This window comes from Mycobacterium sp. IS-1496, from assembly GCF_001499995.1.
Classification (GTDB): domain Bacteria; phylum Actinomycetota; class Actinomycetes; order Mycobacteriales; family Mycobacteriaceae; genus Mycobacterium.
The window spans coordinates 208,400-222,560 of record NZ_LQIU01000001.1 but is presented as its reverse complement, the minus strand read 5'-3'; the positions used below and the strand labels follow the sequence as shown (position 1 = coordinate 222,560).

Genomic DNA, 14,161 nt, shown 5'->3' with positions numbered 1-14,161 from the left:
CTGGTCACGGGCCGATGATGAAGTTGTCATGCACGCGATCGAGACCACGTCATCTCGTGAGAATAGTCCGACCGTTGCGCCAGCGCACCGAATACCGGCGTTCGGGCTCGTCGCCGGCGGCACCGCCACCGCTCGAGTCCGTCACCCGTGGCGGTGTCCGATTATCCGATCCTCGAACAGGTTAGCGCCTTGAGCGACGCCCCCCGTGGCGACGAAGCCGGCGGCGACCCGTTCGGCGCCCTCCGTCATCGTCATCGCGTCACGGACCCTCACTTGCAGGCGCTGCGGTGAGAGCTTCTTCGCGGGCAGGCGGGTGCCGCATCGCGCGACCTCGACGCGTCGCGCCACCTCGAACTGATCGCGGCCGAACGGAACGACGCACACCGGAACGCCGTGAAGAAGAGCCTTCTGCGTGGCGCCCATTCCGCCGTGGGTCACTGCGCACACCGCACGGTCGAGGATCACGCCATGCGGTACCCGTCCGCACACCGTCGCATTCGGCCGGTCGGTCAAGTCCTCGGACACGCCCGCCGGGAGCGTGGCGACCACGTGCACGGGATGGTCGGCCAAGGCGGTGAGCGCGGTTCGCACGAGGCTGACGTCATCCTGGCGCTCCGACGATGTGGTGACCAGGACGATGGGCCGGGTGATCGCGTCGAGCCAGTCCGGGACCGTCTCCGGTCCGGGGTCCAGCGCGCACGGCCCGATCATGTGGACACGATCCCCCCAATCCGTCTGGGGGTACTGAAACGGCTTGCCAGTGGCGACCAGCGTCAGCGGTGCCCGGCGCAGGTACTCGTCGGCCGACCTGACCGGCTCACGGCCGACACCGGCGCGAACGGCGTTGACGGGCGGCAGCAGAACCCTCTCGAAGGACTTCGTCACGACGAGTCGCGCGAGGAAGTCACGCACACGGCCCGCCACCCCCGGCAGGGGTTTGAGGCCCAGCCCGAACGGCGGTACGCCGGGTGACTCCAGCGGTGGGGTGTAGGGCGAGAAACAGGCCCACGGCGTGTCGCCGGCCTCGGCCGCAGACCGCGCACCCCAACAATTCACGTCGATCAGCAGTGCGTCGGGGCGAACCGAGTCGACCGCGGCGATGAGATCGGCGACCTCGTGTTCGGCGCGGCGCGCGAACGCCGCCACGCCGAGCTTCAGGGCGCGGCGCGGATCGGTGGTCTGCCAGTCGTCGAGCGGGATCGCCTCGATGCCCGGGTCGATCGCGTCGGCGTCGAAGCCGAGGCTCCGCCCGAGGTCCACACAGCCGGAGAGTGTGCGCAGCGCGATTCGGTGCCCACGGCGCTGCAATTCCACCAGCAGCGCGCTGATCGGGAGCATGTGCCCCAGCGCGGGCGAGGTGTATGCCAGGATCGTCGCCACTTCTCACGACCCGCTTTCCACGGTCGCCTCGTGGACGAGTCGACGGGCCTCCGCGAGTCGCCCACGGGCGTCGAGCTTTTCGCACAGTTCGAGATACTGCGCGGCCAGTCGTGTGTGGGCAGGCCGATCGCCCTCCGCCTTCGCCAGCAGAGCCCGTGACTTCAGCCACCACAGGTCCAGCGCGGGGATGCCCGGACGACGATCGAGCCACTGCTCGATGACCTGATGCGCCTCCGAGAGGTCGTCTGCGGTCCCGCGGGTCAGGAGTACCTCCATCAAGGCCTCGCCGGCACATACCCCGAAAATCCGGGTACCGCTACCCATGTGGACCTTGAAGGCGGCGCGGAGGTCGTCGATCACGTCGTCACAGCGCCCCTCGCGAGCGGCGTCGAGCGCGAGATCCGCCGCGATGGTCGCCAATCCGATGGGAAGTATCCGACGCTCCCGCATGCTGTCCCGGGCGTGTTCGAGGAGACGAATCCCCTCCTCATGCTTGGTCTCGCCTAGACGTAAGAGGACTGCGCCGTACGCCCACCGGGCTACGACGATGGCACTCATGTCGCCGAACGACTCAGCGCGTCGCAACGCTTCGCACACGTCTCCGAAAAGGTCTTCGGCGCGACACATGCCCAACGTCAGAACGATTCCGGAGTAATGCAGGATCATCGCGTAGTTGACCGGATGCAGCTCGCGCGCTTGGTGAGTCCCCGCGCACAGGTCTCGCCAACCGTTGGCCGGGTCGCCCGTCAGCATCTCGATGACACCGCGCAGCGCTATGGCGGGCGCACATTCGACCGGCGGCGCGCCGGGCGTCGCCAGCAATGCGTCGATGTTCTTCAAGGCGGCGTCGAACTCACAGTTGGCGAACCGGGCGAAAGCGAGCGCGTTGAGAACTATGCACTTCGCCTGCGAGTCCGGCCCGATGTCGTCGATGATCTCCTCGACCTCGGATGCGAGCGTGGCCGCCGCCGAGACCTGGCTGTTGTTGATGATGAACGACCAGATCCGCCCGGCAGTCCCGACCGCGAAAGATCTCAGATCGCCGTCCTCCATGCTCATTTCGCGTAATTCGAGATACTGCTCGCGCGTGTCGACGTCGTCACCGACGTAGAGCAGCGTCGACATGAGCATGGTCCGCGGCGCGACACGCATGGCCGTGACGTCGTCGCAGCCTCCGGGCAGCCTGTCGGCAATTCGTTGCGCGCTCTTCCATTCCGCCCGGGCGGCCAGCAGGTCTCGAGGCCGAAGCCATTCAGCTGCCCGCATGTGCCAGCGATGCGCCGCAGCGTTCTCGCCGGCGGCCTCGAGGTGGGTCGCGATAAGCGCCGCGTTCTCGTCGCAGCCAGCAGGGTCCCGCGCCTCGATGGCGGCGGCCAGCCGACGGTGCGCGTCAGCGCGCGTCGTGGTCAGCTGAGAGTCGTAGGCCACCGCACGAACCAGCGGGTGGTGAAAGCAATACCGTTGTCGTGGAACGAATTCCGTCTGATCGATCAACTCGGCCGCCACCAGCTCCGCCAGATGCGATGAGCCCAGATCCGGCCTGAGGACACGCAATGTATCCAGATCGAAACGCGACCCGACGACGGCGGCTGCGTTGAGAATGGCCTTCGCCTCGGTCGGCAGGCGATCGATGCGAGCCGCCAGCACGGCTTGTACGGTTGCGGGAACCGAGATTTCGTCGAGATCACCGACGAGGCGGTAACCGCCCCGGCTCCCGAAGAGCACGCCACGACCGACCAGATCACGGACGATCTCCTCGATGAAATAGGGGTAGCCGGCCGCTGCGTGTTCGATCCGCTCGGCAAGTCCGGTCAGCGACCCGTCCTCACCGAGAACGTGACGCACCAACTTCAGCGCCGTCGCAGCCTCGAGCGGCAGCAGTGCGACACGGTGTGCCGCGTGCTGGTGTAGCGCACCACGGAACTCCGGGCGGTAGGTTGTCACGAACATCGAGGCGGTCGGGCCGAGAGTAGTGGCGAAAGAGGCCAGAACCTCGTCACTGGATTCGTCGATCCAGTGGACGTCCTCGAGCACGATCACCGCCCTCGTCGGACGCGCTCGAACGGCCTGTGTCATCAGTTCGACCAGGCGCCGACGCCGGCCATCGACGCTGACCTCCAACCGCGGCGCGCTGGGGTCTGCGATGCCCATCGCATCAAACAGGATCTGTGCATCCGCACCTCTCAGCGGCGACGGTCGGAAGGCAGCCGCCGTCAGCTCACGGGCGCCGGCGTCGTCTAGCCCTTCGACTTCGAACATGGCGCGCAGCAGCCGTGACAACGCGCGAAACGGAACCGTAGAGGTATGGGCTTCACAACGGGCCGTGAGAATGTCCGCGCCCTGACGTGCGGCGACGGCACCGAACTCGCCGATCAGTCGACTCTTTCCCACACCGGGCGCCCCGATGATCCCGGCAAGACACCCGTGCCCGCCGCCCAGCAGGGCATTCAGGCGACCCAACTCGGTATCCCGTCCGAGCATCAGGCCGTCGTTGCGACCCAACACCGTTCGGCCCGACTCCACCGCGAAGAGTTGTCTCGCGGACACGGGCGCATCGCTGTCTTTGACGGCGACCTGCCGAACGGGGCTCAACCGGGCGGAGTCAACGACGAGCTGCGCGGTGGACAACGAACAGAGAACTCCATCCGGAGGTGCGGCGGCCTCCATCCGCTGAGCCATTCCGACAGGGTGTCCGACCGCCGTATAGCGACCCGGACCCCAGCCGATCTGCCCGGCGATGACCTCGCCCGAGTTGAGGCCGATGCGCAGGTGCAGTGCGACGCCGTCGCAGCGCAGCACCTCAGCGGCCAGCTCCTCGGCGACCTTCTGGATCTCCAGTGCGGCGATACACGCCCGCAGCGCATGGTCCTCCAGCGCCTGCGGCGCGCCGAACAGCGCCATCAAGCCATCCCCGGTGAACTTGTCCACGGTGCCTTGATAGCGCTGCACCACGCCGCCCGCGCGGTTGAACAGTTCGTGCATGACCTGTTGGAGGCGTTCGGGGTCCAACGTCGCCGCCAGTCTCATGGAGCCGACGACGTCGGCGAACAACACCGTCACCTGCTTGTGCTCACCGGCGAGGGACCGTGGTGAAACCGGGCTGCCACAGTTGTCGCAGAAGCGGGCCTTGGCGCGTAGGTCGTTACCGCACGACCCACAGCGCCCCGCGGCATCAGTGCTGTGGCCGACCATCCCTCCGTCATCTCCCGCGCCGACAGTCTTCCTCATGGTCGCGCATGCCGGGGCCGAGTGGCCGGTAACGGGAAACTTGCGGTGATCGCACCCGGATACGACGAAGCGCCTCATCCGAACGGGTGAGGCGCTTCGTCGTTCCAGGGATCAGACGCCGGCGTTACCGGCCTCCCACTGCTCCCACGGGATGTTCCAGTCGCCCAGACCGTCGGTGCCCGGCAGCACCGAACCGACGGTGTTGACGACCTCGACGATGTCTCCGCGCTTGGTGTTGTCGTAGAACCACTTCGCGTTCGACGGGCTCACGTTGAGGCAGCCGTGGCTGACGTTGCTGCTGCCCTGCGAGCCCACCGACCACGGCGCGGAGTGCACGTAGATACCGCTGTAGGACATCTGCGTGGCCCAGTCCACCTCGGTGCGGTAACCGTTGGGCGAGTTGACCGGCACCCCGTAGGTCGACGAGTCCATCACCAGATGCGAGTACCGGTCGCCGATGATGTAGGTGCCGTTGTTGGTGGGGGTGCTGTTCTTGCCCATCGAGATCGGCATGGTCTTGACGACCGCGCCGTTGCGCCGGACCGTCAGCGTCTTCGTCGCGTCGTCGGCGGTCGCGACGACCTGATCGCCGATGGTGAACTGAGTCTTGACGTTGTCCTGGCCGAACAGCCCGTCACCGAAGTCGACGCCGTAGGTGTTCACCTCGACCTCGACCTTGGTGCCCGGCTCCCAGTACTCGGCCGGACGCCAGCGGACCTCGCGGTTGCTCAGCCAGTAGAACGCGCCTTCGACGGGCGGATCGGTCTTGACCGAGATGGCGCGCTGCGCCGCCAACCGGTTGGTGATGTTCTCGTCGAACCGGATCGCGACCGGCTGGCCGACCCCGACGACCTCGCCCTCGTTGGGCAGCACGTAGGGCATCGTCAGGTTCTCCGGCGAATGCGTCTCGAACGTCATCTGCCGGCTGGTGACACCGCCGAGGCCCATCGACTTCGCGGTCAGCGTGTAGCTCTTGTTGTATCCGAGCGGCTCGGTGGTGGCCCAGGTGAGCCCGTCCTGGCTCAGCTTGCCCGACACCTGGTCGCCGTCCTCGTTGACCATCGTGACCGACCCCAGCACACCGCCTTCGGCAGCGACCGTGACCGGACTGTCCACCGCGACACCCACGGCCCCGTCGGTCACCGACGACGTGAGCTTCGGCACCAACAGGTCACCGAACGGGGTGCCCTTGTCGGAGATCACCTGCTGGGCCTCGGGTTGGGAGTCGCTCGAGCACGAAGTGAGCCCCACCACCAAGGCGGGAACCACCAGCATGCCCGCCCACCAGGCTCGTTGCCGACGCGGACGGGTCACCGAACGGACCTGCCACATTGTCTTCTCCACCTCACACCCAGGATTTCGCTCAAACGGATTTCGTCGTGCCACAGTCTACTGGCAGCACCGACATGGAGCCTGCCGGCGACGGCCGCCCGGCTTCCCCGGGGCGACGCGATTTCACGCCGCGGCGCATAGCCTGTTATCGTCTCTCCCGCGCGCCGTTAGCTCAGTTGGTAGAGCAGCTGACTCTTAATCAGCGGGTCCGGGGTTCGAAACCCTGACGGCGCACCACCACGAAAGCCCCGCTCCGGCGGGGCTTTCGTCGTTTTCGAGGAGGTTCGCCGGGATGGCCTAGGTGCCGTTCGGCCCCTCCTCACCGTGGTCGCCGGGCGCCCCGACGGGCGTGCCCGAGCCGCCGGTTCCACCGATGCCCGCGCTGCCGCCGCTGCCCGGCTGACCGACATTGCCGGGATTGCCGGGTCCGCCGGGTTCGAGGCCCCACTGGTTACCCGTTCCGCCCAGCCCCGCCGCGCCGCGGTTGCCGCCGGCAGCGCCGTTCCCGCCGTCCCCGCCGGCGCCGCCCGCGTCGGCGCCGGAGTCACCGCCGGAGCCACCCCAGCCACCATTGCCGCCCGCGCCGCCGTTGCCGCCGTTGTGGCCCTGGCCGCCGTAGCCGGGGGATGTGCCGAACGGGCCGCCGAATCCGCCGGTGCCGCCGTTCCCGCCGTTACCGCCTTTGCCGCCCGTGTTGGCGTTGCCACCGGTGCCACCGGCGCCGGCGGGTCCGAGCGCGGAATCGCCGCCGTCGCCGCCCCAGCCGCCGCCGCCGCCGCGGCCGCCGTTGCCGGCCTTACCGCCCCCGGCTGCCCTGCCGTTGGCAATGTAGGCACCACCATGGCCGCCGTCGCCGCCTCGGCCGCCCACACCGCCGACATCACCCGCGCCACCAGCCCCACCGCTCCCGGTTCCGAGCGCGGCGCCGCCGGCCCCGCCGGCTCCGCCGCCGGAGGCGTCACCGCCGTCACCGCCCCAGACGCCGGACCCGGCCATCCATCCTTCACTGGAACCGCCGTCACCGCCTCTGCCGCCGGCACCGCCGTCGGCGCCGGGCCCGCCTCTGCCGCCGGCACCGCCGTTGCCTGAGCCGTGAGCCGCACCGCCGGCCCCACCGGTACCGGCGAAGCCGCCGTTGCCGCCGTCGCCGGCGTTGCCGCCGGTGCCGCCGTACGTCTCGTAATTGTCCTCGTCGATTCCGCCGTTGCCGCCGCGACCGCCGGCACCACCGGTGCCGGCCGCCCCGGCGTTGCCGCCGGCTCCACCGTTGCCCGAGCCGTGAGCCGCACCGCCGGCCCCGCCGTTGCCGCCGAAGCCGCCGTGGCCGCCGGTCGCGCCGACGCCGCCGTCGCCGGCATCGGGAGCAGGGCCGCCTATCGGGCCATTGGGAAGCGGTTGAGTGCCGTTCTTCCCGCCGTGACCGCCGGCCCCGCCGATGCCGCCGATGCCGCCGGAACCGCCGAGACCGCCCGCGCCGCCATCACCCGAGCCCAGCGCCGCGCCACCCGCCCCGCCGACGCCGCCATCACCGGCGAAACCACCTTCCCCGCCGTTGCCGCCCTCCTGGCCGGAGTCAAGGTATCCCTCACCTGACTTGCCATTGCCGCCGTTGCCGCCGGGACCGCCGTTGCCGCCGTTACCGCCGGCACCACCGTTGCCGCCGTTGCCCGACGTCGATCCACCGAGGCCGCCTGCCCCGCCGTTACCGCCATCCATACCCGCCGAGCCGAAAGTGCCTGCACCACCGCCTCCGTGGGCAGCGTGAACGCCTGCCTCGCCGGCCGCGCCGTTGCCACCGTTGCCGCCGTTGCCGCCGTTGCCGACCGCCCCGCCGTTGCCGCCGTTGCCGCCGTTGCCGACCAGCTCGCCGTCGGCGCCGTTGCCGCCGTTGCCGCCGTTCCCACCGCTCGTGACCGCGGCGCCGTCGACGCCCGTGGCGCCGGATTTGCCGCTGTCCGCGTAGCCGCCGGTGCCCGCCGCGCCGCCCGATCCGCCTGCTCCGCGGCTGCCCGGGTCGCCGCCGTTGCCGCCGTCGCCGCCATTCGTCCCGTCAGCGCCTGCGCGTGGGTTGGGCGCCATGGGGGCGCTGTCCGCGCCGTGCACTCCATTGCCCCCGGCGCCGCCGTTCCCCCCGGCCCCGCCCGTGCCGCCGGTCCCGCCGGTGCCGCCGTCGCCGGAGATCGAGCCGCCCAAGCCGCCCGCGCCGCCGGCTCCACCGTCCCCGCCGGCAGTACCGTTCTCCGCGGGGATGACGCCGATTTGAATGACGCCCTGGGTCAACACAATCGCGTTGGAACCGTTGGTGCCTGTAGCCCCGTTGCCGCCGGCGGCGCCGTTGCCGCCGTTACCGATCGCGCCGCCGTCACCGCCCGCACCGCCGTCACCGCCACTGGCCCCGGCGGCAGTGGGACTGAATCCGGCGCCGCCGTCGCCGCCGTTGCCGACCGGACCGATCACCGCTTCGCCGGCGTCGCCATTCACGCCCGCCGTACCGCCACCGAGCCTGCGGGTACCGGCGGCGCCCCCGATTCCGGCGACGCCGGCCGTGCCGGGGTTGCCGCCGTTTCCGCCGGCACCACCGTTGACTACGAGTGCGTCGCCGGCCTTGCCGTCCCCGCCGTCACCCGGAGTGCCTGCATCGCCGCCCCTGGCGCCGGCACCGCCGTCGCCGTTGGCGCCCACCCGGCCGAACAACCCGCGCTGCACTCCAGCGCTGCCGCCGACTCCGCCGACCCCACCCGCTCCGCCACTACCGCCGTCGCCGCCTCGGCCGCCCGCGGCGCCCGCGACGGAGGCGTCCGCGCCATTCACCCCGTTGCCGCCCCTGCCGCCGGTACCGGCCGCGCCGCCTTCGCCGCCTGCGCCGGCGTACCCGAACAGCAGGCCGTTGCGCCCACCGGCCCCGCCGGCGCCGCCGGCGCCGCCGCCGACCCCGCTGGTGCCCGATTCACCCGCCGCCAGACCGTCGATGCCGTCCGCGCCGTCGGCGCCCTTGCCGCCGACCCCGCCGTTGCCGCCGCTGCCGTAGATCGACAACAGCCCGGCGTGACCGCCCGCGCCGCCTGCGCCGCCGTCTCCGCCACGAACACCGGCGACTCCGTCCGCGCCCGCGCCGCCGGCTCCACCGTCGCCGACGAACAGGCCACCTCTGCCGCCGCGCCCGCCTGCACCGTTGTTGATGCCCGCCTCCCCGGCCCCGCCTGCACCACCGTTACCGATGAGCCCGGCGTTGCCGCCGTTGCCGCCGCGAAAGCCATTGCCGCCGTTACCCATCAGCACGCCGCCGTGACCGCCGGTGCACACCGTGCTCTGCGCGCACGTGGCCGCGGTGTAGCTGAAGCCGTTGCCGAGCAACAGTCCCGCGTTGGGGCGATCAGCGGTGCCATTGCCGACGAACAGCCCGACGACGTTCCCGATCACGACAGCCGGGTCCTGTCGAGTCAGCGCCTTCGCGGGCGCCCTCACCGCGGGCGCTGCCAGGGCTCGGTTGCCGACGGCGGCGTCGGCGGCGGGGGCCGCTGGAGCGGTGTCGTCCTCGGATGCGACGCCCTCGTTCGCGGCGCTGCCGGTGCCGGTCGCCCCCGCATCTGAACTGTCGTCCGACGATCGCGACCGCGATGTCTCCGCTCGAGATCTCTTCAGATCCCGGATCAACGACTTCGAGTCGCCGTCGTCCTTCGAGCGGCGAACATGTCCGCGCGGTCTCTCGTCGGCGTCGTCGCGAGTCGTCCTGGGCACTTTCGCGCCGAATTGCTTCCTGCTGTCCCCGTCGTCCCGTGACGACTGGTCGCCGTCAGTGGACACGCCGGCATCGCCCTTGTCCTGCTGTGAGGTCGGGGAGGATTCGCTGCCCGAGGTCGAGTCGGCCTGCGCCAGTCCGGCACCGGCGATCATCGCCGCACCCATCGCGACGGTGACCGCCCCCGCGCTCAGCCAGCCCGACACCGGAAGAACGCGTGGCCCATCCTCCTTGCGTCGGTGCTGACCCTTGCCGCTGCTGCGATGCCTGCCCGCCACGAAATTCCTCTCGTATATGACCCGGATTCAGGCGGCTCGAGCCGTGTCCGGTAGCGAGCCCGCGGCCGGAGCCGCTCACCCACATACGAGATTTGCTGTATGACGCCTCGGGTGAGAGTAAGCGAACGACGCGTAATTGACGACCCCGTTGAGGTAATTGCCTGAAAATTGGCTGAGAGCCCCCTTGTCCGAGGCAATGGGGTCGGCCGAGGGCTGACCTCGCGCCCGCTGCGAGACACCGACGTCGTCGCCACTAGCAACGAACACCGATCAGCGACCATGTTCAAGGAGCTAAAGAGTTCGCCGACCGCTCCACCGAAGCGCGCCGGGCGGCGAGCAGTCGGTTCCGCTTACCCCGCTCGGGAAAATCGATTCGACTCCCGCTCCACGCCTGGCCAGTACCTGTACGCGATGTGCTGACCGGCCATAAAGAGATTTACCCTGGTACGCCAGCGCGCCACCTTAAGGTTGCCGGAGCGAGCGCCTATCCGGGCTTTTCGGGCAACGAACTGGCCAGTCGAGATTTTGGCTGGTACCGTCAGGCGTTAGCTGAGGGTTTTGCCACTGCCACGCACCGAAAGATCAAGGACTTAGCTGATGACGCCAGCGCAAATTCCGACCGTGCCGTTCCCGGCACCGGGTGACCGCACCGGCGCGTCCACCCCGGTCGCGGTGGTGAGCTGCAGCCGCATCGGCCGGCGCGCCAATCCGCCGAGGCCGTCCCTCGTCGACTGGCTGCTGCCGTCCCGGCGGCGCTGACCGCGACTCAGCGGCGGGAGCGCCGCACCGCGACCACGACGATCAGCAGGGTCGCGCCGGCCAGCGAGGCCGCCACCGGCGGTTGGGACACGAACCTGATCACCTGGGCCTTGACGTCGTCGGCCAACCGGCGCGGGTTCGCCCGCTCCGCCAGGGAATCGACGGTCAGCGCCAGCCGGTCACGCGCTACGTCGATGTCCTTTTTGATGGCCTCGGGATCCCGGTCCGCCACGTTTGTCCTCCAACTCCCGTGCTGGGTCCCCAGTCTGGTCCCCGTCCTGCGGAACTACCCTAGATCAGCCGGTGTGACGCCGACGGCACCGGTCGACCAGAAGGGACAGCCATGCCTCAGACCCCTCGCCTGGCGGTAGGCGACACCGCACCGGACTTCAGCCTCCCCGACGCCGACGGGAACACCGTCAACCTCTCGGACTACAAGGGCCGCAAGGTCATCGTGTACTTCTACCCCGCCGCCGCCACCCCGGGCTGCACCAAACAGGCATGCGACTTCCGGGACAGCCTGGCCGAACTGGGCGAGGCCGGCCTCGACGTCATCGGCATCTCCCCCGACAAGCCGGCCAAGCTGGCGAAGTTCCGCGACGCCGAGGGCCTGACCTTCCCGCTGCTGTCCGATCCGGACAAGGAGGTGCTCACCGCGTGGGGCGCCTTCGGCGAGAAGACGATGTACGGCAAGACCGTCCAGGGCGTGATCCGCTCGACGTTCGTCGTCGACGAGGACGGCAAGATCGCCGTCGCGCAGTACAACGTGCGCGCCACCGGTCACGTCGCCAAACTGCGCCGCGATCTGTCGGTCTGACCCGCGCCGAGTTTCTCGAGCAGCAGCGCCTCGGCGGTCGCCGCGCGCTCGAGGACCCCGAGGTGCAGGCTCTCGTTGACGCTGTGCGCCTGGGTGCCCGGATCCTCGACGCCGGTGACGAGGATGGTCGCGTCCGGGAACGCGCCGGCGAACTCGGCGATGAACGGGATCGATCCGCCCATGCCCATGTCGACCGGTTCGGCACCCCACGCCTGCTCGAACGCGGCGCGGGCGGCGTCGTAGACGGCGCCGGAGGCGTCGATCGCGTACGGCTGACCCACATCGCCGGGGGTGACGGTGAGCTGCGCACCCCAGGGCACATGCGCTTCGAGGTGGCGGGTCAGCGCGTCGAGATGTGCCCGCGCGTCACCGCCCGGCGCCACCCGCATGCTGATCTTGGCCCGAGCCCGCGGGATCAGCGTGTTCGACGACCTGTCGATCGGCGTGGTGTCGATGCCGATCACGGTGATCGCCGGCTTGGCCCACAGCCGTTTCACCACTGAGCCCGAACCGATTTCGGACACACCGGGCAGCAGCCCGGACTCCTCGCGCACCCAGTCCGGGCCGCGGTCGACGTCGGCGGCCGAACCCTCGTGCAGACCCGCGACCGCCACGTTGCCCTCGTCGTCGTGCAGGCTCGCCAGCAGCCGCACCAGCACGGTCAGGGCATCGGGGACGACGCCGCCCCACAGGCCCGAGTGCAGGCCGTGGTCGAGGGTGGCGACCTCGACCACGCAGTCGGCCAGGCCGCGCAGCGAGACGGTCAGCGCGGGCCGCTCGGTGCTCCAGTTGTCGGAATCGGCGATCACGATCACGTCGGCGGCCAACGAATCCTTGTGCGCGGCAAGCAGATCGGCCAGCGACGGCGATCCGGACTCTTCCTCACCCTCGACGAACACCGTCACCCCGACCGGCGGTTTGCCGCCGAAGGCGCGGAACGCCGCCAGATGCGTTGCGATGCCTGCCTTGTCGTCGGCGGTGCCGCGGCCGTAGAGCCGGCCGGCACGCTCGGTGGGCTCGAACGGCGGCGACGACCACTGGGCCCGGTCGCCTTCGGGCTGGACGTCGTGGTGGGCGTAGAGCAGCACCGTCGGCGCACCGGGCGGCGCGGGGTGGCGGGCGATCACCGCGGGCGCCCCGCCCTCGGCGACAATGGCGACGTCGCCGAAGCCGGCCGCGCCGAGCAGATCTGCCACCGCCTTCGCGCTGCGCTGCACCTCGTCACGCCGCGCCGGATCGGCCCACACCGACTCGATGCGCACCAGGTCCTCGAGATCGGACCGTACCGACGGCAGAACTTCCCGCACGCGTGCCACCACGTCGCTCATGGGCACGAGCGTAGTGGGTCACCCAGGTGGTGCGAGCAGGCGAAAGTCAGCCGGTCTCCGCGTCCCGGCGCTCCTGCTGCAGCCGGTCCTTACTGCGCAGCAGACGCAGCAGCGTCACCAGGCCCAGCCCGCCGAGGACGTTGCCCACCAGCGTGTAGGCGAACCACCACAGCCAGTCGAGATATCCGAACGGGGCGTCACCCGCGATGAGCGCGCCGAAGATCAACAGCGAGTCCAGGATGGAGTGGAACATCTGCAGCCCCGCCAGCATGAACGCGCCCGCGACAGCCGCAGCGATCTTGCCCAGCACCGAATCGGTGCCGTGCTGCATGCGCGTCATCAGCGTGATGACCATGCCGCCGAGCAGCGCGAGGGCGAACGTCTTCGCCGACAGCGGCGCCGTCGCGTAATGGCCGGCCGATTCGACGGTCTGTTCGTGCAATTGGGGGAACGCCGTCATGATCAGCAGCATCAGCACCCAGCCACCGACGAGGTTGGCCGCCAGCGTGCCGCCCCACAACTTGAACAGCTGTGCGACGCTGGCTCGTTTGGCCGCCACGGTGGTGACCGGGACCAGGAAACCCTCGGTGAACAGTTCGCTCCGTCCGAGCAGCAGCGCGAGGAATCCGATCGAGAAGGCCAGGCCGGCCAGCAGCGGGTTCTGGGTCTCGTGCAGCACATAGAGGTAGGCCAGCACACCGACCGCGATCTCGGTCCCGCCGAAGAATCCGGTGACAAGCACCTCACGCCAGCTCCGGTGCAGCCGCTGGGTGCCTTCGTCCACCATCCGGCGGAAGGCGTGCTCGAGCGCGTCCTCGATGGGGCTGTCCGACTCCCCCAATTGGCGCTGGCTGGTCTCACTCACGACGGCATGAGTACCCGCGAACGCGGATGCGAAGCCCGCCTAGGGTTCCTCGATAACCGCGACGGCTGCGGCCGTATCCCCTTCGTGCGTGAGCGACACGTGAATGGTCGCCTCCCTGAGATGCTCGGCGATGTCACCGGTGAGCCGCACCTTCGGCCGGCCCCACATGTCGGTGACCACCTCGATGTCGCGATGGATGCCCTCCGGCAGCGCCGGCCGCTTGGCGAACCGCGACCCCGACCACGCCTTGATGACGGCTTCCTTCGCCGCCCACCGCGCGGCGAGGTGCCGCGCCGCCGACGAACTCTTGTCGGCGGCGTCGCGGCGCTCGCCCGGGGTGAACGTCTCGGCGAACACCGTGCCGGGACGGTCCACCTGCTCCGCGAAGTCCGGAATGGACACCAGATCGATACCCACGCCGACTATCGCCACCCG

Annotated in this window: 10 protein-coding genes and 1 tRNA gene; 3 read left to right on the top strand and 8 right to left on the bottom strand. The window is 70.0% G+C overall.

Annotation, left to right across the window (positions count from 1 at the left end):
- Positions 1 to 141: 141 nt before the first annotated feature.
- From AU195_RS01065 to AU195_RS01055, 3 genes are all read right to left on the bottom strand, one after another.
- Positions 142 to 1,380, bottom strand: coding sequence for a glycosyltransferase (locus AU195_RS01065; protein WP_059157190.1), 1,239 nt, complete (start codon positions 1,378 to 1,380; stop codon positions 142 to 144).
- Between the two features lie 3 nt (positions 1,381 to 1,383).
- Positions 1,384 to 4,440: an ATP-binding protein gene (locus tag AU195_RS01060; RefSeq protein WP_286149077.1), complete on the bottom strand. Its 3,057-nt coding sequence runs from the start codon at positions 4,438 to 4,440 to the stop codon at positions 1,384 to 1,386.
- A 279-nt stretch (positions 4,441 to 4,719) separates the two neighbouring features.
- Complete coding sequence (locus AU195_RS01055; protein WP_059157189.1) at positions 4,720 to 5,940, bottom strand: L,D-transpeptidase; 1,221 nt, start codon at positions 5,938 to 5,940, stop codon at positions 4,720 to 4,722.
- Between the two features lie 161 nt (positions 5,941 to 6,101).
- Between AU195_RS01055 and AU195_RS01050 the strand changes: the two genes are divergently transcribed.
- Positions 6,102 to 6,177, top strand: a tRNA-Lys gene (locus AU195_RS01050).
- A gap of 60 nt (positions 6,178 to 6,237) precedes the next feature.
- Here AU195_RS01050 and AU195_RS01045 read toward each other — a convergent pair.
- A complete protein-coding gene (locus tag AU195_RS01045) occupies positions 6,238 to 9,957 on the bottom strand; it encodes a hypothetical protein (RefSeq protein WP_059157188.1) in 3,720 nt (1,239 codons plus the stop codon).
- 597 nt (positions 9,958 to 10,554) lie between these two features.
- Here AU195_RS01045 and AU195_RS25875 point away from each other — a divergent pair.
- A complete protein-coding gene (locus tag AU195_RS25875; protein ID WP_172800433.1) occupies positions 10,555 to 10,716 on the top strand; it encodes a hypothetical protein in 162 nt (53 codons plus the stop codon).
- Between the two features lie 7 nt (positions 10,717 to 10,723).
- Here AU195_RS25875 and AU195_RS01040 read toward each other — a convergent pair whose 3' ends face one another.
- Positions 10,724 to 10,948, bottom strand: a complete 225-nt coding sequence (locus AU195_RS01040; RefSeq protein ID WP_059157187.1) for a DUF3618 domain-containing protein — start codon at positions 10,946 to 10,948, stop codon at positions 10,724 to 10,726.
- Between the two features lie 111 nt (positions 10,949 to 11,059).
- Here AU195_RS01040 and bcp point away from each other — a divergent pair, with 111 nt between their 5' ends.
- Positions 11,060 to 11,533 (top strand): thioredoxin-dependent thiol peroxidase, encoded by a 474-nt coding sequence (gene bcp / locus AU195_RS01035; protein ID WP_059157186.1) that lies wholly within the window; start codon positions 11,060 to 11,062, stop codon positions 11,531 to 11,533.
- Here bcp and AU195_RS01030 read toward each other — a convergent pair.
- From AU195_RS01030 to acpS, 3 genes are read right to left on the bottom strand one after another with little or no spacing between them, the layout of a single operon-like run.
- Positions 11,497 to 12,861, bottom strand: coding sequence for a dipeptidase (locus tag AU195_RS01030; RefSeq protein WP_059157185.1), 1,365 nt, complete (start codon positions 12,859 to 12,861; stop codon positions 11,497 to 11,499). The genes bcp and AU195_RS01030 overlap by 37 nt on opposite strands.
- Before the next feature lie 46 nt (positions 12,862 to 12,907).
- Complete coding sequence (locus AU195_RS01025; protein ID WP_059157184.1) at positions 12,908 to 13,726, bottom strand: formate/nitrite transporter family protein; 819 nt, start codon at positions 13,724 to 13,726, stop codon at positions 12,908 to 12,910.
- 39 nt (positions 13,727 to 13,765) lie between these two features.
- Positions 13,766 to 14,158, bottom strand: coding sequence for a holo-ACP synthase AcpS (gene acpS / locus AU195_RS01020; RefSeq protein WP_011561029.1), 393 nt, complete (start codon positions 14,156 to 14,158; stop codon positions 13,766 to 13,768).
- Between the last annotated feature and the right edge of the window lie 3 nt (positions 14,159 to 14,161).

Bases quoted from the DNA above. Each gene is read 5' to 3' on its own strand.
- AU195_RS25875 (WP_172800433.1), top strand. From the start codon at position 10,555: ATGACGCCAGCGCAAATTCCGACCGTGCCGTTCCCGGCACCGGGTGAC.
- AU195_RS01030 (WP_059157185.1), bottom strand. From the start codon at position 12,861: ATGAGCGACGTGGTGGCACGCGTGCGGGAAGTTCTGCCGTCGGTACGG.
- bcp (WP_059157186.1), top strand. From the start codon at position 11,060: ATGCCTCAGACCCCTCGCCTGGCGGTAGGCGACACCGCACCGGACTTC.
- AU195_RS01055 (WP_059157189.1), bottom strand. From the start codon at position 5,940: ATGTGGCAGGTCCGTTCGGTGACCCGTCCGCGTCGGCAACGAGCCTGG.